This is a genomic window from Priestia sp. 40 (assembly GCF_049368575.1).
GTDB classification, from domain to species: Bacteria; Bacillota; Bacilli; order Bacillales; family Bacillaceae_H; genus Priestia; species Priestia zanthoxyli.
The window spans coordinates 198,313-218,574 of record NZ_JBMPZA010000017.1; the positions used below are offsets into that span (position 1 = coordinate 198,313).

Sequence of the window (20,262 nt, forward strand, 5' to 3'; positions counted from 1 at the left end):
CTCCGTTCGCGAGCGATTACCTAATCTATCTCTCAATTTTAAAGGCTATGCTCCAAAAAAGCAAGGATAAACATGTCCGTGAGGCTGGCCGTCTTTTTTATACTGTTACTTTCTCAAAATCGTTACCATAGATGTAGGAAATTTCGCACTTTCGTTGACTCTTACATTATAGCATACGAGAATCACTCTCAACTAAATTTTTTCATCAAAGTGACAAATAAGTAGAAAGCGCTTATACTTTTAGCAAGGGGGCATTTATGATGAATTCAATTATTATGTTAAAAGGAAAAGTAAAATATACGCTGACACTCGACCCAAGCGTGTGGATTTTCGATGACCGCAAGCTCGATATGGACGTTTTCTTTGAACATCCACCGGAGCAAAAAGACGAGACAGAAGCGTACACAAAGGCTGTTTCGAAGCATTGGGACCGTGAAATTCAAGAAGGAGCCGTCTTTCCTCCTACGTTAAAAACCGAAAAGAAATTCAAAAAACAGGAGCTAGTAAATGGAACATTTGGCATTTTATTTGCACCTTTTCTAGCAAACGCTTCACCTACTGAAGACGCTACCAACGTTTCATTTAAAACAAAAGACGCGCTGATTTCTTTTTCATTAGAAGAAGCGCAAAAACTAATCTTTGGTTTCAGCCAAGATGGAAAGCCTCTTAGAGAAGACGGGCCTATCTATGTCTATTTACCTGACGGATCTAACCGAAATAACCCTATTAAATATGTGGAAGAAATCATCGTTACATAATAAAAAAAGTGGGGTTCCAAAAGGAACCCCACTTTTTTTAAAGAATATCAGCTGCTAATTGTGCTAGCCCGGAGCGCTCTCCTTTGATTAACCGAACGTGGCCCGATACTTTTTGCTCTTTAAACTTTTCAACTACGTACGTTAATCCGTTGTTATACTCATCTAAATAAGGATGATCAATTTGAGCCGGATCTCCCATAAGGACAATTTTACTCTTTTCCCCTACCCTTGTTAAAATTGTTTTAATTTCATGCTTCGTTAAATTTTGCGCTTCATCAATAATAATGAACTGCTCGGGAATGCTTCGGCCTCTTATATACGTCAAGGCTTCCACTTCTATTGAACTGAGCCCCGCTAGAATCGCATCCAGTTCTCCAGGTTTTTTAGTGTTGAATAAGTACTCTAGGTTATCATAAATTGGCTGCATCCATGGACGAAGCTTCTCCTGCTTTTCTCCTGGTAAGAATCCAATATCTTTCCCTAAAGGAACAATTGGACGAGCTACAAGTAGCTTTTTAAAACACCCTAGATCTTCCGTCTGCATAAGTCCTGAAGCTAAAGCAAGCAGCGTTTTACCCGTACCTGCCTTTCCAATTAACGTGACCAGTTGAACGTCGTCTCTAAGAAGAAGTTCTAAAGCCATAATTTGCTGAACATTTCGAGGTTTAATTCCCCAGATATGATCATATTCAAATAAAAGCTTTTTTACTTTCGTTGTTGTTTGATCGACAATGCCGATGGCTGATCCGGATCCCCCAAATGCATCTTTCATCACTAAGAATTGATTTGCAAAAAAGGAGTGGTTCGCGATTTGAGACGTTAGCAGCTCTCCTTTTTCGTAAAATTGACTCAGCAGTTCTTTTGCAATATAGACTTCTGAAAAGCCTGTATAAATACTATTGAATTCCACTACTCGATCACTTAAAAAATCTTCTGCTCTTAAGCCGATTGCGTCGGCCTTCACACGTACCAACACATCTTTACTCACTAGTATCACTTCACGTCCATCTTCTTTTGTTTCCTCTTCAAGAGATAGATTTTTAGCAACAGCTAAAATTCGATTATCATTTGTTTTTTCCACAAAGATTTCTTGAAGCTGTTGAAAAGAGCGATGATTGAGTTCAATTCGCAAATGGCCCCCATTTTCTAAAGGGATTTTCTCATATAACTTTCCATGTTGTCTCAAGTTATCAATGAGTTTGGATACCTGCCTTGCATTTCGTCCGACTTCATCCATATTTCTTTTCTTGGAGTCAACTTCTTCTAGCACAACGGCCGGAATCACCACTTCGTTATCATCAAATGAAAAAATTGAATGCGGATCTTGTAATAAAACATTCGTATCTAATACATAAATTTTTCCCAATAATTCAGCCTCCTACTCCGATTGTTTTTCCTGTAAGGAGTGAAACAAGGCACCCATCCATTTATATACTATGTAACGCACATGTGTGAAGTGACCTTAAATGGACGGACCATTTTCTTTAAATATATGAACACGTGTATAAAGATAGAAGAACTATTAGAAACTAAATACAAATTACTACAAAAAATGAGTCATTCATAAGGAGGAGTCTCCCACATGAACAAATTTTTTCTATCCATTAGCTTATGTTTTATTACACTAACCGGCTGCAACAATAACCAAGCAGACGTTGAAGAGGGGCAAAAAACAGATCGAATTGTACAGGTCAAAAATTCATCTCCTGAACGCTCTCACAAGCGTACTGCTAATGAAATATCAGCGCATTTAGTTGAACTGGCTTCAAGCGTTCCGAATGTAAATGATGCTACTGCCATTGTGCTCGGCAAGTATGCAATCGTAGGGATTGACGTCGGTAAAGATATTGATCGTTCAGAAGTAAGTTCAATCAAATACACAGTTGCCGAAGGTCTGAAAGCTGATCCATACGGTGCTAATTCTGTTGTTATTGCAGATCCTGATACGGTCGCTCGGCTAAAACAAATTGGAAATGAAATTCGCAAAGGTCGGCCGGTTACAGGATTTTTAGATGAATTAGCAGCCATTGTAAACCGAGTGATGCCTGAATTTGCAGAAGAAATCCGTCGAAACCCTAGTTCAACAGATACTAACAATCAAAAATTAAATAATAAACAAGAGCAAAACTTAAAGAATGAGCAGGAAAAACAATCTAATAATCATCTTCAAAAAAATGAATAAGAAAGTCGCTTAGCGGCAGGCTGCTGCTAAGCTTTTTTTATCGCTTCAATTACTTGCTTATCGAGTTTAGCAGCTGCTACTGGATCATAGGTCTTTTCATATGAAGGATTTACTGAAATCTTAGAGCCATAAAACATGACATCTCTTACTTCATTAATATCTAGTTCAATTAGCGTCAGCTTTAAAGCTACTCCTTCTAACTTTTCTTGCACTACCTCAGTTATTCCGCTGATGGAGTAGCATGATTCATTAGCAAGAATATTTACCACTGCTTTATTCGTATGTTTAATGTTTTCTACAATCCTCGATTTGACATCTACGGCAAATCGAATTTTTTGTTTAGTCGGAGCTACTAACCACGAAATGGCACTAACATTTGGACCGTTTGTTTCAAAATCAATAGTTGAAATGGTTGCAAATCTCTCTGTCTGTAGCTCATCGTATAATGCATCTACTAATTGAGTCTCGACTTCGTTGGCCATTTTCATCCCTCCTACTGTTTATGTACTTACTAGTTACTATCTTCGAGCTAACAAGCAAAATTACCTGCTTCTTTAGGAATGTTTTCCTATCGTTCCTTTTCTACTGAGAGATAGCACCGCAAAAAAACTTTATAAAACAAGAATTTTCGGCTAGAATGATGTATAGAGAAGTTGAGGTGATAGAAATGAGAGTACAATGTGTCATGTGCGATAAAATTGAAACAATTGAGGATGAAACGCTCGTGGCAAAACGACTGCGCAACCGTCCTATCCATACATATATGTGCAATGAATGTTCTGAACGGATTGAAAAACGAACAAAAGAACGCATAGCTACTGGTAACTTTAAGCTATATGAGTCGAAAAAGACAGAGGAGGATTGGTAAGGTGCTCCGATTAGGAATAAGTATCGGCATGTTAAGCGGGATTATCCTTGGGTTGTGTTTAAAATGGATAGAATGGCTAACCGGCAAACAAGTTTATACCCTTTTATTAAATGTTGATTTTATTCCTATCATTGGCCCTATTCAATGGCCTGAATGGGTAGAGTTTGTTTTTCATTTGCTCATTGCCGTTGCAATTGGAATCATTTTTGTTTACATAGTAAGTAAATTAAATAATATGTCTATTCGAAAAATCGTATTGTGTTCCTTTTTGTTAACACTTCCAACCATTCCTTTGTATTTTCCGTTAACGCTGCTTGCGCTCAAGCCTACGCCTGCGGTGGATGATGCAGTAGCGATTTTTTATTGGACAGCGGGCCATTTAATTTTCGCAGCCGCTCTTGTCTTCGCCTATATCATATTAAAGAGACGCTTGTAGCTACAAGCGTCTCTTTATGTAGTCTTTTATGAGCCCAACGTGGAGTTTTGTTTTTTAGCCTGATACAGCCGTATCTTATAAATAATTAATACAAGCGCTGCAACCACAAGCCCTTCAGCTACAGGTAAAAAAATGCCTAAAAACGTTAAGATCGTACATCCAAAAGCTAAAAATAGGTAAATAACCACAGATTTTAAAAGCGGCAGCTTCTTTGCAAACCCGAGTTTGTACACGAGAACAGATAGCCCTAAAATAGTAAAGTATAACAGCCACATTCCTATTTTTGCATGTTCATCTACTTGATACAAAGCAGCAAAAAATGAAAGGTGTTCTTTTACATCCATAATTCTTCCCCCTATTCCTTACTTTACATTATTCGATATAAGCCACCTTTTTCCTTTCCAAATCCCTTCTTTATAAAACGCTTTCAATAAATAGAAAATTCTGATATAATTGATAAAAAACAAGCCGCTAGCAAATAGAGCTAACGACTTACTTTTTTTATTATTTCGTGTCAGCGTATTTTTTCTTTTTCGCTGCTTTTTCACGTTCATTTTTATCAAGAATTTTTTTACGTAGACGAATAGATTCTGGTGTGATTTCACAATATTCATCTTCGTTTAAATATTCAAGTGATTGTTCTAAAGACATAATACGAGGTTTTTTCATACCTGTTGTTTGATCTTTATTAGCAGAACGCATATTCGTCATTTGCTTCATTTTACAGATGTTAACAACGATATCATTTTCACGAGTGTGTTCTCCTACAATCATACCTTCGTATACTTCTGTACCTGGCTCAACGAAAATTGTACCGCGGTCTTCTACACCTTGGATTCCATAAGTAGATGATTTACCGCTTTCCATAGAAACAAGCACACCTTGACGGCAACCTCCAACTTGACCTTGCTGCATTGGTTGGTAGCTATCAAATGAATGGTTAATGATACCGAAACCACGAGTTAACGATAAGAACTCAGTTGTATAACCGATTAAACCACGTGCAGGAACCATAAAGATCAGACGAACTTGACCACTGCCGTTGTTAATCATATCAACCATTTCACCTTTACGAGCACCCATTGATTCCATAATAGAACCAGTATGTTCTTCAGGTACGTCGATTTGAACACGTTCAACTGGCTCACAGCGAACGCCATCAATTTCACGAACGATTACTTCAGGTTTTGATACTTGAATCTCATATCCTTCGCGACGCATATTTTCAATTAAAATAGATAAATGAAGTTCTCCACGTCCTGAAACAACCCATACATCCGGTGAATCAGTATTTTCCACGCGTAAACTTACATCCGTCTCAAGTTCAGACATTAAGCGCTCTTCAATTTTACGAGATGTAACAAATTTACCTTCACGACCAGCAAACGGTGAATTGTTTACTAAGAACGTCATTTGTAAAGTAGGTTCATCAATACGTAAAATTGGCAGTGCATCTTGGTGGTCAAACGGACATACGGTTTCACCTACGTTGATGTCTTCCATTCCTGATACAGCGATCAGGTCTCCTGCTTTTGCTTCTTCAATTTCAACACGCTTTAAGCCTAGGAAACCGAATAATTTTGTTACGCGGAATTGTTTTACCGTACCATCAAGCTTCATTAATGCAACTTGCTGGCCTACTTTCATTGTTCCACGGAATACGCGACCTACACCGATACGACCAAGATAGTCATTGTAGTCAAGCATTGCCACTTGGAATTGAAGTGGTTCGTCGCTATTGTCTACTGGTGCTGGAATGTGCTCAATGATTGAGTCAAATAGAGATGACATGTTCTCATCTTGCTTTTCAGGGTTCGTGCTAGCTGTTCCGTTGATTGCTGAAGCATAAACAACAGGGAACTCAATTTGTTCCTCGCTTGCACCTAGCTCAATAAATAAGTCAATTACTTCATCAACTACTTCAGTTGGGCGAGCAAAGTCACGGTCAATTTTGTTAACAACAACAATCGGCGTTAAGTTTTGCTCTAATGCTTTTTTCAATACAAAGCGAGTTTGAGGCATACATCCTTCATATGCGTCTACTACAAGTAGAACACCGTCTACCATTTTCATAATACGCTCAACTTCTCCACCGAAGTCAGCATGTCCTGGCGTATCCATAATGTTGATACGCGTATCTTTATAATTAATAGCTGTGTTTTTCGCTAAAATTGTAATTCCACGCTCACGCTCAAGGTCATTTGAATCCATCGCACGTTCTTCAACATGCTCATTAGTACGGAAAGTTCCGGACTGATGTAATAATTTATCTACTAACGTTGTTTTCCCATGGTCTACATGGGCAATAATGGCAATATTACGTAAATCTTTACGAATGTTCACGCATTTCACTCCTATGCTTGTAATAACTAAGCTATTATATCACACTAACTCTAGAATTGCAGAATGATTTTGTTGTACACTATAAATATCCGTTACAAATGGGAGGAATCAACATGAGAAACATTAAGTGGGTATTTGTTTTATATGCATTCATCGCAACTGCGGCAATTATGTCAATTGGCGTATTTATCGGAGAAGGAAGCGCTCTCGGGGTCATTTTAGCTATCGCAGCTTTAATTGTTGTAATGGGCCTTGGCTTTACGACTAAGAAAAAAATGCGAGAAAAAGGGCAGCTGTAATTTTTTTGCGATGATTGAAAGCGTCATGGCCATTTGCAACATCAAAATGGTTCATGACGTTTTTTCATCACAAAATTCTTTAACTACACGTAAGCCTTCACTTCTATCTTATTTATTCCACTTTCCTTCAAGATACGTACGAAAGATTTCGTCATGTAATGTTGGTTTGCTTACAAATACACTGCTTTTTTCAAGAATCTCTAACGGCTTTCCTTCTAAATCCGTCATAACTCCTCCAACTTCCTCAATCAATACTTTACCGGCAGCAAAGTCCCATGGGGCCAAACGTAAAGTAATGTATCCATCCAAGCGTCCAGCAGCTACGTAAGCAAGCTCAATAGCTGCGGATCCATATGAACGGGTCCCTCTTACTTTACGTACAAGTGGACTTAATACGGAAGGATCAATACGGCGGTTCTCAGTCACCCATGTTGCATTTAAGCTAATAATAGCTTCTTCAACTGGTACAGGTTCAAGTTTCGGCAATTGGATGTCATTCATAAACGCGCCCTGTCCTTTTAAAGCATGATACAGCTCATTATGAATAACATCATAAATATAACCTGCTTGTCCTACACCATTTTCGAATATACCGATGGAAATAGCAAAATTTCGCTGCTGATGAACAAAGTTCATCGTACCGTCGATGGGATCGATAATCCAAATCGTTCCTTCTTCTGATTCAAGCTCTTCCCCATATCCTTCTTCTCCGAGAATATGATGTTCCGGAAAGGTTTCATTGATTTTTGAGATAAAAAACTGTTCAATTTCTTTATCCATATTTGTTACTAAATCATTTGGATTCGATTTCGTTTGAATGAGAAGTTCTTTACTAAACGACTGTTGAATTTTTTGTCCAGCTTCTTTTAGCCACTCTTTAACGTATGTATCAATTTCTTTCCAGCGTTGCGTCATCTCAATTCCCCCTCAAAAATACGTCTCTTATTTAAGCTTAAAAAAACCTCTGCAAGATGTCAATTAACAGAGCACGTGGGAGAAGAACTACCGCTTCTTCTCCCACGTGCTCTGTTACCACTTATGAATCTGCTCATTCAGTTTAATCCTTTTTTACAGTTTACCCTTATTTGTTCTATTTTATTCCCGTATCTGCTACTGAAGAGATATCATTTCTTCACGAAGTTTCTCGAGCTTTCGCTTGCATTTTTGTTTTTGTTCCTCATTATTCTCCATCATGGCTTCATATAACGTCGCTAACTCGTAATCTAACTCCAAACGAATTACACCTAATCTTTTTTGTCCATCATTCTTCTTATACATATTCACCACTTGTTTCATGTTTCAAACACCCCTCTCAAATTATTGAACCCGCTTATAGAAAACTAAATTTTCAGATATTTTGATTGATATAGTCTATGTCGAAACCTAATCTCATGTAACTAAATTGTGTGATTACCTATAAAAAAATGATAGACACGTTTTGACAAGCATATGCGAATTAATTGGTGTTTATGCTTTTCATGTGGTAGAATCTTCGCGTAAATCATACTTACTTGCATAGATGCACAGCAGCTATACATATTCACTAAAAAACGGAGGTTTCACATGGCATTCTCAGGATTTTCACAAGATGACTTTAACGTATTCCGTATCGAGGGGCTTGATGCGCGTATGGAAGCCATCAAGACAACGATACGTCCAAAATTTGAACAATTGAGCAATCATTTTGCTCCTACTCTTTCTTCACTTTGTGGAGATGAAATGTTCGTACACATTGCCAAACATGCACGAAGAACAGTTAACCCGCCAGCAGATACGTGGGTAGCCTTTGCTAACAGTAAACGCGGGTATAAAAAGCTCCCTCATTTTCAAATTGGCCTTTGGGAAACACACGTCTTTGTGTGGTTCGCCGTCATTTACGAATCACCTATTAAAGAGCAATTTGGAAAGCTGCTAAAACAAAACATTGAGGAGATTCGTCAAGATATCCCAGCCTCGTTTGTTTGGTCGAAAGATCATACAAAACCTGATAGTGAAAAAATGGGCGACTTATCTTCTGAAGACTTAGAGAGTTTGTTTGAACGTCTAGAGACGGTTAAAAAAGCTGAGATCCTATGCGGCATTACCATTCCAAAAGAAGAAGCGATTGCAATGAACGGCGAAGAATGGATAGCTCGTATTGAACAAACATTTCATACGGTAACTCCATTATATGAACTAACTAAAAAAGCATATGCATAATTTTAACGAATTGATATAAAAAAATGGAGCCAAGCTTGGCTCCATTTTTTACATTTTTATAATGTCTCCAGAAGAAGCAGCCTTTGCTTTTTGAATCGTTCGATAAGAAGAGTATTTGCTTTGGTCTTCAAAATCGTTACAGATTGTTTTTTCTTCTGCTTTACTTGGCACAATTTCTTTAAATCGGCGATAGACTGCCATTAGGTTATCACGCTCAATACCTTTTTCATAAGCACGTTCAATGCTTTCAAAAAATTTCACTACATCAATAATTTCTTCTGTACTCCAATCAAGGGAGATAGGGTATTGATATTCCACTTCTCATCACTCCATTTATTTCTTCAATCTATGTATATCTATATTCTTAACTTTATCACAATCTATAATGTACACAAAATTTATTCTCTTTTCACATAAAAGAATTTCTCCTTTTTTTTCTTTTTATTTTCTCTTTAAAATATCTTTGCAAATGGGTTAATAAGTGCTATAATTCTTTTGTTTTATGGGGATTTTCAAAACATAAAGAACTATAAAATAATGAGTAATAAGCAGTTTACAATTACTTGTATTTTTTTAACTAAAAATTGTATTTATATTATCAAGCAGTAGTAAACATACACGTTTCATTCATTTATATAATGGTTAAAATCAAGAAAACTGCCGAGTAGAATTTCTGTTGAATTTCTTTTATAGGAAAAAAGATCTGATATTTTAATATGCAGAATTCAACAGCCACTAGTTTTTGGTATATAAAATTGAATGCTGTAATTTGATAAAAAACAATCAAAGTCCCTCTAAGCTTTGCTTAGAGGGACTGACAATTTATAATAAAAGAGGTGTATAGCAAAGTTGTCTTCTCAATTTTCAACTCCATTATTTACTGGATTGGTTAATCACGCTAAGAAAAACCCAACACAATTCCATATCCCTGGACATAAAAAAGGAAATGGAATGGATCCTGAATTCCGCTCATTTATTGGCGATGATGCTTTATCCATTGATTTAATTAATATCGGTCCTCTTGATGACCTTCACCAACCAAAAGGCATTATCAAACAAGCGCAGGATTTAGCTGCAGAAGCATTTGGTGCTGACCATACTTTTTTCTCTGTTCAAGGAACGAGCGGAGCAATTATGGCAATGGTTATGGCGACATGTGGGCCTGGAGATAAAATTATCGTTCCTAGAAACGTGCATAAATCTGTTATGAGTGCGATTGTTTTTTCAGGAGCTACGCCTATTTTTATTCACCCTGAAATTGACGAAAATCTTGGCATTTCTCACGGTATTACATCGGACTCTGTAGAAAAAGCCTTAAAGCAGCATCCTGAAGCAAAAGCAGTGCTTGTTATCAATCCAACTTATTTTGGAATTTCGGGAGACCTTCGTAAAATCGTAGAAATTGCCCACTCGTATCAAGTACCTGTACTTGTTGATGAAGCTCACGGCGTTCATATTCACTTCCATGATGATTTGCCTCTGTCTGCTATGCAGGCCGGTGCAGATATGGCAGCAACAAGCGTGCATAAATTAGGCGGCTCTATGACGCAAAGTTCAATTCTAAACATACGCGAAGGCTTAATTTCTCCAAAACGTGTACAGTCTATTTTAAGCATGCTGACAACAACATCAACATCTTATCTGCTGCTGGCTTCTTTAGATGTTGCACGAAAACGTTTAGCAACAGAAGGAAAAGAGCTGGCTGAACGTGCAATTTCTCTTGCTGAAAAAGCACGAAAAGAAATTAATACAATTGAGCACATCCGATGTATAGGCAGAGAAATTTTAGGCACAAAAGCTACGTATGATTTAGACCCTACTAAATTAATTATTTCTGTTTCAGATTTAGGAATTACGGGCTATGACGTAGAAAAATGGATGCGTGAAGCTCATAATATCGAAGTTGAAATGTCTGACCTTTATAATATTCTATGCATTATCACGCCTGGAGATACAGAAGAAGATCTTTCACGTCTGGTCACAGCTCTGCGTGAGTTATCTGCAAAGTTCCATAATCTTTCTGAGACAACGGCAAAACCGGCTATTTTATTACCTGATATTCCTGTATTGGCTTTAACACCTCGTGATGCTTTTTACGCGGAAACCGAAGTGGTACCTTTTCATGAGTCGGCAGGTCGTATTATTGCAGAATTTGTGATGGTCTATCCTCCTGGTATTCCTATTTTTATTCCTGGGGAAATCATCACTGAGGAAAATTTAACCTACATTGAAACAAACTTAGAGGCAGGTTTACCAGTGCAAGGTCCGGAAGATTTTGAATTAAAAACATTTCGTGTCATTAAAGAACATAAAGCAATTCAATAAAAAAAGGTGCGAAGTTCCGCACCTTTTTTTTATTAAATTAATCTAAGTCTTCATCTGCTTTTTGACATTCTCCGCTTTTACATGTTGAGTATAATCGCGTCACTTTCTCATCTTCGAAATGATCAATTGTGCAGTTACATGTTTGACATACGATTGTTCCCATTTTGTAAACTCCCCTTTAACCATCTTTTTTTGTAAGCGTTTTACAACTCTTGATATTATATTATTATGTCACATTAAATATGTCAACAACTAATTAGTATGTCACATTAAAAATATTTTTCTCATAAATATTATGTTTGTTTTCAAAAAGCTGAACGCATAGCATCATCTCTATTTATATGAAAAAACAATGTCTAATTTCAAATCTATTTCAGCACTTTAAAATAATTACGAAAAATAAGAATTTGGGCTCTTGATGTTTTTTCTTACTAATAGGGTAGACATTTCATACAAACTTTACTAGAATGTATAACCATGTGGTTTCATGTATAGCTAAAAAGGTTATATGAGAAACTATGTTATGTAAAATAGAATAGGAAAGGAGTGATAATCGATGAAAAAACTAACTCCCGTTTTTATCATTTCGGTTATTATTGCTGCAGTATTTATCGTATGGGGTGTTATTCCGGAATCTGTGCTAGGAAGCGCAGCGCTTACACCTGTCACATCGGCAATACATAGTTTTATCATCGAGAAATTTGGCTGGTATTACTTATTAGCAGCTACATTATTCTTAGTTTTTACGCTGTACTTAATTTTTTCAAAGTACGGAAACATTAAACTAGGTAAACCTGACGAAAAGCCTCAGTATGGCTATGTCTCGTGGTTTGCCATGTTATTTAGTGCTGGTATGGGAATTGGACTTGTATTCTGGGGTGTTTCAGAACCAATCAATCATTTTCATACTCCACCTTCTGGTGAAGGCGGTACAGCAGAATCAGCTCGTGCAGCTCTACGTTATTCGTTTTTCCACTGGGGTTTACATCCTTGGGCTATTTATTCCGTTCTTGCATTGGCCCTTGCATATTTTCAATTTAGAAAAGGTTACCCGTTCATAATCAGTAATATTTTACGTCCACTATTAGGAAAACGTGTTGATGGACCTCTTGGAACGACCATAAACGTCATCGCCGTATTTGCAACTGTTTTTGGGGTGGCAACATCTCTAGGACTGGGCGCTATTCAAATTACCGGTGGAGCCTCTTACTTGTCGCCAAGTATTGATAATAATTTCACGACTCAATTAATTGTTATTATTATCGTGACGTTCTTGTTCATGCTGTCAGCACAGACGGGTCTGAACAAAGGTATTAAGTATTTGAGTAACATTAATATCGTTTTAGCTATTCTGTTAATGCTATTCTTGTTATTTGCAGGTCCAACCAACTTCATTATGGACTTATTCGTTACAACAATTGGAAGCTACATTCAAAACTTGCCGTCGATGAGTTTTCGATTGAGCCCGTTTGATAACAGCACCTGGGTTCAAGATTGGACAATTTTCTACTGGGCATGGTGGATCGCTTGGGCACCGTTCGTTGGTACGTTCATTGCTCGTATTTCACGAGGTAGAACTATTCGAGAATTTTTAATTGGTGTACTAGCTGTTCCGACCGTATTTGGTGGATTATGGTTTGCTGTATTCGGAGGTTCTGGGGTCTACTTAGACTTTTTTAAGGATCTTCCTGTTATGGATGTTATCAACAATAAGGGAACAGAAGTTGCTTTATTCTATGTACTTGAACAGTTTCCATTTGGTACGTTCATGTCCATTGTCGCTATTTGCTTAATTGCTACATTCTTCATTACATCAGCTGACTCAGCTACATTTGTTTTAGGAATGCAGACAACAAATGGTGATTTAAATCCTTCAGGCTCTATTAAACTTACATGGGGCTTAATTCAATCGTTAACAGCAATTATTCTGCTTTGGACAGGTGGTTTGGATGCGCTCCAAACAGCTGCGATTATAGCAGCACTTCCATTCTCAATTGTTCTGGTGCTAACGGTCTTCTCATTAATGAAGGCATTTAAAGAAGAAGCTGCATTGAAAAAAGAAAAAAAATCTGTGTAACATAAAAAAGGGTTTGCTTATATAAGCGAACCCTTTTTTTATGTTATGCCATGCAAAATAAAATTAGTTGATAACATGTCAAGCAGACAGCTGACGTTGTGCCTGTCATCATAAGTGCCAGTCTTTTAGATTTAACGTTCATTTCTGCTATACCGTAAGCTAAATAAGCAAATACTAAAAATAAAATAATTTTAGATGTCAATTGATCACGTTTTGATAACAATTCAACCAGTGAATACCCCATCCAAATAACAATGTGTAAGCTCCAAACGAAATACGTCTTCATAGCTCCTTCGCCGCCTTTTCATTCGTTATCCAAAAGAGCAATTTTTTATCTATAAGGAAAGCACGTCCCACTTCATATGTATGCATCTAGAGCTCATTTAAGACTGCCTCAGCGCTTTTTACACGTTTCTTCTAAAGGAGTATACCCATTAGCAACAAAAACTGTCTGACAAGCATCTGATACTTTATGAAAACTGTTTTCTTCAAAAAAAAAGCTGATGCATATGCATCAGCTTTTTCATTATTTTACAATGTGAATTGGGCTTCCAATAGCTACTTCAGCAGCTTCCATTGTGATTTCACCTAATGTTGGGTGAGCGTGAATTGTTAATGCGATATCTTCAGCTGTTACGCCAGCTTCGATAGCAAGACCAAGCTCAGCGATCATGTCAGATGCGCTAGGTCCAGCGATTTGAGCACCAACAACTACTCCGTCTTCTTTACGAGTGATAAGCTTTAAGAAGCCTTCTGCAGCGTTAAGTGCAAGCGCACGTCCGTTAGCAGCAAATGGGAATTTAGAAGCTTTAACAGCTAATCCTTCTTCTTTCGCTTGTGCTTCAGTATAACCTACAGATGCAAGCTCAGGCTCAGAGAATACAACTGCTGGAATTCCTAAGTAGTCAATTTCAGCAGGTTCGCCCGCGATTACTTCAGCTGCGATTTTACCTTCGTAAGAAGCTTTGTGTGCAAGTGGTGGTCCAGTTACGATATCACCAATTGCAAAGATGTTGCTTACAGATGTACGAGTTTGGTTATCGATTTCGATAAGACCACGGTCAGTCATTTTAACGCCAACTTGCTCAAGACCAAGCTCATCAGTGTTAGGACGACGGCCTACAGTAACTAATACGTAGTCAGCATCGATCACTTTTGACTCTCCGCCTACTTCAAACGTAACTTGTACGCCGTCAGCAGTTTCTTCAACACCTTTAGCCATTGCTTTTGTATAGATTTCAACGTTTCCTTTTTTCTTAAGGTTACGTTTAACAAGTGAACTCATTTGTTTTTCAAAACCAGCTAAGATTTCATCAGCAGCTTCTACAAATGTAACTTCTGTACCGAAGTTAGCAAAAGCAGTACCAAGCTCAGTACCGATGTAACCTCCGCCGATTACAACTAATTTTTTAGGAACTTCTTTAAGCGCTAATGCACCTGTAGAGTTGATTACGCGCTCAGAGAATTTGAATCCAGGGATCTCGATTGGACGAGAACCAGTTGCAAGGATAGCATTTTTGAATTTGTACGTTTGTGCAGAATTTTCATCCATTACACGTACAGTTTCGCTGTCAACGAAGTAAGCTTCACCTTTTACGATGTCAACTTTGTTACCTTTAAGAAGGCCTTCAACACCGCCAGTAAGTTTGTTTACAACGCCGTTTTTGAATTCTTGAACTTTAGAGAAATCAACTGTTACATTCTCAGCGATAATCCCCATGTCTTCAGAATGTTTAGCGTGTTCAAAACGGTGACCTGCAGCGATTAATGCTTTTGAAGGAATACAACCAACGTTTAAGCATACGCCTCCAAGATTACCTTTTTCTACGATTGTAACTTTTTGACCTAATTGAGCTGCACGAATTGCTGCAACATAGCCACCAGGGCCAGCACCAATGACAAGAGTATCAGTTTCGATTGGGAAATCTCCTACTACCATTTATTACGCCTCCATTAATAATAATTCTGGATCATTTAATAAACGCTTGATTTGGTTAAGAGCGTTTTGAGCTGTTGCGCCATCGATAATACGGTGGTCAAAGCTTAGTGATAATGCTAATACTGGAGCAATTACAATTTCACCGTCGCGTACAACTGGTTTTTCAGCGATACGTCCGATACCTAGAATTGCAACTTCTGGATGGTTGATAACTGGAGTAAACCATTGTCCACCAGCAGAACCGATATTTGTGATTGTACAAGAAGCGCCTTTCATTTCAGCAGGAGCTAATTTACCATCACGTGCTTTTCCAGCAAGGTCGTTAATTTGATCCGAAATTTCGAATACAGATTTACGATCAGCATTTTTCACAACTGGTACTAAAAGACCTTTTTCAGTGTCAGCAGCGATACCGATGTTGTAGTAATGTTTTTGAATTACTTCATCTGTAGAATCATCAATTGAAGTGTTAAGAGCTGGGAACTTCTTAAGTGCTGAAGTTAACGCTTTTACCACGTAAGGTAAGAATGTTAATTTAATACCTTGATCTGCTGCAACTGTTTTGAATTTTTTACGATGAGCAACAAGAGCTGTTACATCGATTTCATCCATTAATGTTACGTGTGGAGCAGTGTGTTTAGAGTTAACCATAGCTTTTGCGATTGCACGACGGATACCGCTCATTTTCTCGCGAGTTTCTGGTAGGTCGCCTTCAGGAATAGCTTGTGCTGCTGCTGCTTTTGGTTCAGCTGAAGCAGTTTCCTCTTTAGCTGGAGCTTCAGCAGTTGCTGTAGCTGTAGAACCACCAGATAAGAAGCTATCGATGTCATCTTTAACAATACGTCCGTTTTTACCTGAACCAGGAACAGCTTTAATGTCTATACCTTTTTCACGAGCATATTTGCGCACTGAAGGCATAGCAATTACTTTACGGTTAGGATCAACATCAGCTTGTGCTGCAGGAGCTGTTGCTTCTTCAGTCACTTCTTGAGTTGAAGCTTCTTCTTTAGCTTCTTCTGCTGGTGCATCATCATGATCGTCACCTTTGAATTTTAAGTCTTCGTATCCAGGAGCATCAAAAGTAACGATAACTTGTCCTACAGTAGCTACTGTACCTTCGTCAACTTTTACTTCTAATACTTTACCTTTTACAGGAGATGGGATTTCAACAACAGCTTTGTCATTTTGTACTTCTGCTAGTACATCATCCTCATCAATTTCATCTCCAGCTTTTACGAACCATTTTACAATTTCACCTTCGTGGATACCTTCACCGATATCCGGCAGTTTAAATTCAAATGCCACGTGTCTTCACCCTCCTAGTTAGTTGCGTTCAATTTGTTAGTGTTTATTTTATCTAAGACAGAAATCAGCACAAAGCTGATTTCTATCACAGTAAAATGCTAATTAAAATTCAAGTACTTTCTTAGCTGTTTCAACGATATCTTTGTGGTCTGGTAACCATACGCCCTCAGCTTGAGAGAATGGGAACACAGTATCCGGTGCTGTTACACGTAATACTGGTGCTTCTAAGCTTAAGATTGCACGATCGTTAATTTCAGCTACAACGTTAGCTGCGATACCAGCTTGTTTTTGAGCTTCTTGAACTACTACTACGCGACCAGTTTTTTCAACTGATGCAAGAATTGTATCGATATCTAAAGGTTGAACTGTACGTAAGTCCACTACTTCAGCAGAGATACCTTCTTTTTCTAGTTCTTCAGCTGCTTTTAATGATGAGTGTACCATTGCACCGTAAGCGATAAGCGTTACGTCTGTACCTTCACGTTTCACATCAGCTGTACCTAAGTCAATTGTGTATGATTCTTCAGGTACTTCTTGACGGAATGAACGGTAAAGCTTCATGTGCTCTAAGTATACAACCGGATCGTTATCACGGATTGATGAAATTAAAAGACCTTTTGCATCGTATGGAGTTGAAGGAATTACAACTTTTAGACCAGGTTGAGATGCTACGATACCTTCTAAGCTATCAGCGTGAAGTTCTGGTGTATGAACGCCTCCACCAAATGGTGAACGGAATGTGATTGGTGCATTCCAGCGGCCGCCAGAACGGTAGCGCATACGTGCAGCTTGACCTGATACAGAATCAAGTACTTCGTATACGAAACCAAAGAATTGAATTTCAGGAACCGGACGGAAACCTTGAGTCGATAGACCCACAGCAAGACCACCGATACCAGATTCAGCTAATGGCGTATCGAATACGCGATCTTCGCCGAATTCTTGTTGAAGACCTTCAGTCGCACGGAATACTCCACCGTTTACGCCAACGTCTTCACCAAAAACTAATACGTTTTCGTCGTTTTTCATTTCTGTGCGTAACGCATCAGTAATCGCTTGAATCATTGTCATTTGCGCCATGGCTTACTTCGACTCCTTCTCTTTGTAGATTTCATATTGCTCTTGTAAGTTTGAAGGCATAGTTTCGTACATGATTTCCATTAAATCTGTAACTTTTTGTTTTGGATAATCGTCAGCCTTCTTAATAGCTTGTTTGATATCTTCTTTAGCTTGCTCGATTACTTTGTTTTCTTCTTCTTCATTCCAGATGCCTTTAGCTTCTAAGAATTTACGGAAGCGAACAAGTGGATCTTTCTTTTCCCACTCAGTGTCAAGCTCAGCTGTACGATAACGAGTTGGATCGTCACCAGCCATTGTATGTGGACCATAACGGTAAGTTAATGTTTCAATTAAAGTTGGACCTTCACCGTTTACTGCACGCTCACGAGCTTCGCTTACTGCAACGTATACTGCTAGTGCATCCATACCGTCTACTTGAACGCCTGGGATACCAACAGCCGCTGCTTTTTGAGCGATTGTACGTGCTGCAGATTGCTTTTCAACTGGTGTTGAAATTGCAAAGCGGTTGTTTTGTACAACAAAGATTGCTGGAGCTTTGAATGCACCTGCGAAGTTCATACCTTCGTAGAAGTCACCTTGTGAAGCTCCGCCGTCACCTGTATAAGTGATTGCTACTGCTTTTTTACCGCGCTTTTTAAGACCTAGTGCCACACCAGCAGTTTGCACGATTTGTGCACCGATGATGATTTGTGGAGAAAGTACATCTACACCTTCTGGCGCTTGGTTACCGTGGAAATGACCACGAGAGAATAAGAACGCTTGATATAGTGGAAGACCATGCCAAATTAACTGAGGCACATCACGGTACCCAGGTAAAATGAAGTCTTCTTTTTCTAATGCGAAATGTGAAGCGATTTGAGAAGCTTCTTGCCCAGCAGTTGGTGCATAGAAACCTAAACGACCTTGACGGTTCAATGAAATTGAACGTTGATCAAGAATACGTGTGTATACCATGCGAGTCATTAACTCTTTTAATTTTTCGTCAGATAAATCTGGCAACGCTGATTTATTTACTACTTCGCCCTCTTCATTAAGAATTTGGAACGTTTGGTACTGCTCAGCGATTTTATCAAGTTGCTTTGATACATCAATAATAGCCTTTTTAGTTTTAGCAGCCATCTAAGTCACCTCTTCCTTTCATTTAAGCCGTATAAATTCATTTTACTAATCAAACAAACATACACGCTTTTAGAATGTCCCAAATGGACAAGTAAAAGTCATATTTTGTCGAGTAGCTTTTTGAATTCGCTAATCCTTAACATTTCTATGTATTCCCCAGCGAATTCTGTGCAAACATTTACGTAAAAGGAAAGTTTAAGCGAAACGAGCGTTTCGTTAAACTGTATTAATTATTTTGCAAAAATGATTAATACAACACTTACTACGCTACCTAGTTTACAATACACTAAAACAGTTCGTCAATGCATTTACATCAAGAAATTACGCTTTTTTAGTTTGTGAAATAAAACACATAAAAAAGACATGCTGTACTATTACACAGACACAAACTGTATTATATGTTTTATAATAACCTTCTCTTTTTTTACGTCTGCACATCTCCTATCTTGCCACAAATAAACGATTTTTTAAAACAATAACCTTTTGTAATTTTTACTTGAATCATGTCGAAACTCTTTCTTTATTTCAGAAAACCTTCCTTTTCAGCCAAAAAAAAGACCTGTAAACTTCACAGGCCTTCTTATTTATCCTCGTTATTTTTCACCTTTAACTTCGTTTTGTTATAAAAATCTTCTTTGGCTTTGTTATAGTCAGCTGTTAATGTGTTAAACGTTTCTTTTTTCTTTTCAACTTCTTTATAAGTAGCATTGATCGAAGCGATTTGTGTTTCAAGATTCTCTAATTTCACATTATCTTTTTCAAAGAGCGTATATAGCTGACGATCTAATTCAATGGAATGAAGGTAGGCATCATGTAAGGATTGGTAGGCCTTATAACGCTTCTTCATTAACGAAGATAGTTCAAGCGCCTCTTCTTTTGCTTTGCCATCCTCTAGCTTTTGGATCTTTGGCTCTGTCGCTTCAAACTGTTTTTGCGAAGCGCTGATGCTTTTTTCTTCTTTTTGTAATTTATTTTCACGCTCATCTAATAACTGCTGCGCTTTTTGTGCTTTATTTTTTATTTTCTTTTTATCTTTAATCCCTAGCTCAATAATTTGGTCGTATATCGCATTTTCTTGCTGTTCTAAATCAGCTAACGGTTTTTGCTGATCAGCAAATTGCTTTTCTTGTGCTACCACTTTTTCTAATCCATTATATACCTCAAGCTCAGGCGATGAGCCTTCTGCACAGCCTGCTAGTGACATAGCAGCAATGCCGATAACTATATATCTTCCGACGCATTTCATATCTGGTAAATCCTCCCTTATTCATGGGTCATTATACAATTTTTGTAGGAAATTAGCAATTTATCTACACCCTTTTTCCACCTTTT

The 20,262-nt window shown here is 37.9% G+C and carries 22 protein-coding genes; 8 read left to right on the plus strand and 14 right to left on the minus strand.

Annotated features, from left to right (window positions below; translation table 11 throughout):
• Nucleotides 1-257 precede the first annotated feature (257 nt).
• Complete coding sequence (locus tag ACO1DI_RS20730) at nt 258-758, plus strand: hypothetical protein (protein WP_014460988.1); 501 nt, start codon at nt 258-260, stop codon at nt 756-758.
• A gap of 37 nt (nt 759-795) precedes the next feature.
• On the opposite strand, the gene ACO1DI_RS20735 is transcribed toward ACO1DI_RS20730, so the two are convergent.
• Nucleotides 796-2,124 (minus strand): PhoH family protein, encoded by a 1,329-nt coding sequence (locus tag ACO1DI_RS20735; RefSeq protein ID WP_013056072.1) that lies wholly within the window; start codon nt 2,122-2,124, stop codon nt 796-798.
• A gap of 216 nt (nt 2,125-2,340) precedes the next feature.
• Between ACO1DI_RS20735 and ACO1DI_RS20740 the strand changes: the two genes are divergently transcribed.
• Entirely contained in the window at nt 2,341-2,940 is a 600-nt protein-coding gene (locus ACO1DI_RS20740; RefSeq protein WP_013056071.1) for a YhcN/YlaJ family sporulation lipoprotein, read from the plus strand.
• A gap of 26 nt (nt 2,941-2,966) precedes the next feature.
• Here ACO1DI_RS20740 and ACO1DI_RS20745 read toward each other — a convergent pair whose 3' ends face one another.
• A complete protein-coding gene (locus ACO1DI_RS20745) occupies nt 2,967-3,422 on the minus strand; it encodes a pyridoxamine 5'-phosphate oxidase family protein (RefSeq protein WP_042992242.1) in 456 nt (151 codons plus the stop codon).
• A 185-nt stretch (nt 3,423-3,607) separates the two neighbouring features.
• On the opposite strand from ACO1DI_RS20745, the gene ACO1DI_RS20750 reads away from it, so the two are divergent.
• Together ACO1DI_RS20750 and ACO1DI_RS20755 are read left to right on the plus strand one after the other, a co-directional pair.
• Nucleotides 3,608-3,808: a YlaI family protein gene (locus ACO1DI_RS20750; protein ID WP_013056069.1), complete on the plus strand. Its 201-nt coding sequence runs from the start codon at nt 3,608-3,610 to the stop codon at nt 3,806-3,808.
• A 1-nt stretch (nt 3,809) separates the two neighbouring features.
• Complete coding sequence (locus ACO1DI_RS20755; RefSeq protein WP_423145586.1) at nt 3,810-4,244, plus strand: hypothetical protein; 435 nt, start codon at nt 3,810-3,812, stop codon at nt 4,242-4,244.
• A 26-nt stretch (nt 4,245-4,270) separates the two neighbouring features.
• On the opposite strand, the gene ACO1DI_RS20760 is transcribed toward ACO1DI_RS20755, so the two are convergent.
• On the minus strand, nt 4,271-4,588 hold the full coding sequence (locus ACO1DI_RS20760; RefSeq protein ID WP_013056067.1) for a YlaH-like family protein: 318 nt from the start codon (nt 4,586-4,588) through the stop codon (nt 4,271-4,273).
• Between the two features lie 160 nt (nt 4,589-4,748).
• Nucleotides 4,749-6,587, minus strand: a complete 1,839-nt coding sequence (gene typA, locus ACO1DI_RS20765; protein ID WP_423145587.1) for a translational GTPase TypA — start codon at nt 6,585-6,587, stop codon at nt 4,749-4,751.
• Between the two features lie 113 nt (nt 6,588-6,700).
• On the opposite strand from typA, the gene ACO1DI_RS20770 reads away from it, so the two are divergent.
• Nucleotides 6,701-6,886, plus strand: coding sequence for a YlaF family protein (locus ACO1DI_RS20770; RefSeq protein WP_014460991.1), 186 nt, complete (start codon nt 6,701-6,703; stop codon nt 6,884-6,886).
• 108 nt (nt 6,887-6,994) lie between these two features.
• On the opposite strand, the gene ACO1DI_RS20775 is transcribed toward ACO1DI_RS20770, so the two are convergent.
• Together ACO1DI_RS20775 and ACO1DI_RS20780 are read right to left on the minus strand one after the other, a co-directional pair.
• Nucleotides 6,995-7,801 (minus strand): inositol monophosphatase family protein, encoded by an 807-nt coding sequence (locus ACO1DI_RS20775; protein WP_014460992.1) that lies wholly within the window; start codon nt 7,799-7,801, stop codon nt 6,995-6,997.
• Nucleotides 7,802-7,996: 195 nt separating this feature from the next.
• Nucleotides 7,997-8,182 (minus strand): hypothetical protein, encoded by a 186-nt coding sequence (locus tag ACO1DI_RS20780; RefSeq protein ID WP_013056063.1) that lies wholly within the window; start codon nt 8,180-8,182, stop codon nt 7,997-7,999.
• 267 nt (nt 8,183-8,449) lie between these two features.
• On the opposite strand from ACO1DI_RS20780, the gene ACO1DI_RS20785 reads away from it, so the two are divergent.
• Nucleotides 8,450-9,085 carry a YktB family protein gene (locus tag ACO1DI_RS20785; protein WP_014460993.1) on the plus strand — a complete coding sequence of 212 codons (636 nt, stop codon included), beginning with the start codon at nt 8,450-8,452 and terminating at the stop codon, nt 9,083-9,085.
• Nucleotides 9,086-9,133: 48 nt separating this feature from the next.
• On the opposite strand, the gene ACO1DI_RS20790 is transcribed toward ACO1DI_RS20785, so the two are convergent.
• Nucleotides 9,134-9,403 carry a UPF0223 family protein gene (locus tag ACO1DI_RS20790; protein WP_014460994.1) on the minus strand — a complete coding sequence of 90 codons (270 nt, stop codon included), beginning with the start codon at nt 9,401-9,403 and terminating at the stop codon, nt 9,134-9,136.
• 531 nt (nt 9,404-9,934) lie between these two features.
• Here ACO1DI_RS20790 and ACO1DI_RS20795 point away from each other — a divergent pair.
• Nucleotides 9,935-11,410, plus strand: coding sequence for an aminotransferase class I/II-fold pyridoxal phosphate-dependent enzyme (locus ACO1DI_RS20795; protein WP_028414107.1), 1,476 nt, complete (start codon nt 9,935-9,937; stop codon nt 11,408-11,410).
• A 37-nt stretch (nt 11,411-11,447) separates the two neighbouring features.
• Here ACO1DI_RS20795 and ACO1DI_RS20800 read toward each other — a convergent pair whose 3' ends face one another.
• The gene (locus ACO1DI_RS20800) at nt 11,448-11,573 is read right to left on the minus strand and encodes a GapA-binding peptide SR1P (protein ID WP_013056059.1); all 126 of its coding nucleotides are present in this window, start codon (nt 11,571-11,573) and stop codon (nt 11,448-11,450) included.
• A gap of 393 nt (nt 11,574-11,966) precedes the next feature.
• Between ACO1DI_RS20800 and ACO1DI_RS20805 the strand changes: the two genes are divergently transcribed.
• Nucleotides 11,967-13,487: a glycine betaine uptake BCCT transporter gene (locus tag ACO1DI_RS20805; protein ID WP_115653368.1), complete on the plus strand. Its 1,521-nt coding sequence runs from the start codon at nt 11,967-11,969 to the stop codon at nt 13,485-13,487.
• Nucleotides 13,488-13,530: 43 nt separating this feature from the next.
• On the opposite strand, the gene ACO1DI_RS20810 is transcribed toward ACO1DI_RS20805, so the two are convergent.
• The 6 genes from ACO1DI_RS20810 to ACO1DI_RS20835 all read right to left on the minus strand — a co-directional run bounded on the left by ACO1DI_RS20810 (nt 13,531) and on the right by ACO1DI_RS20835 (nt 20,176).
• A complete protein-coding gene (locus ACO1DI_RS20810; RefSeq protein WP_014460997.1) occupies nt 13,531-13,773 on the minus strand; it encodes a hypothetical protein in 243 nt (80 codons plus the stop codon).
• A gap of 240 nt (nt 13,774-14,013) precedes the next feature.
• The gene (gene lpdA / locus ACO1DI_RS20815) at nt 14,014-15,426 is read right to left on the minus strand and encodes a dihydrolipoyl dehydrogenase (RefSeq protein WP_013082295.1); all 1,413 of its coding nucleotides are present in this window, start codon (nt 15,424-15,426) and stop codon (nt 14,014-14,016) included.
• 3 nt (nt 15,427-15,429) lie between these two features.
• Entirely contained in the window at nt 15,430-16,731 is a 1,302-nt protein-coding gene (locus ACO1DI_RS20820; RefSeq protein WP_099330765.1) for a dihydrolipoamide acetyltransferase family protein, read from the minus strand.
• A gap of 102 nt (nt 16,732-16,833) precedes the next feature.
• Nucleotides 16,834-17,811: an alpha-ketoacid dehydrogenase subunit beta gene (locus ACO1DI_RS20825; RefSeq protein WP_013056055.1), complete on the minus strand. Its 978-nt coding sequence runs from the start codon at nt 17,809-17,811 to the stop codon at nt 16,834-16,836.
• A 3-nt stretch (nt 17,812-17,814) separates the two neighbouring features.
• Nucleotides 17,815-18,930 (minus strand): pyruvate dehydrogenase (acetyl-transferring) E1 component subunit alpha, encoded by a 1,116-nt coding sequence (pdhA, locus tag ACO1DI_RS20830; RefSeq protein WP_013056054.1) that lies wholly within the window; start codon nt 18,928-18,930, stop codon nt 17,815-17,817.
• A 580-nt stretch (nt 18,931-19,510) separates the two neighbouring features.
• Nucleotides 19,511-20,176: a YkyA family protein gene (locus ACO1DI_RS20835; protein ID WP_182421722.1), complete on the minus strand. Its 666-nt coding sequence runs from the start codon at nt 20,174-20,176 to the stop codon at nt 19,511-19,513.
• Nucleotides 20,177-20,262: the final 86 nt, after the last annotated feature.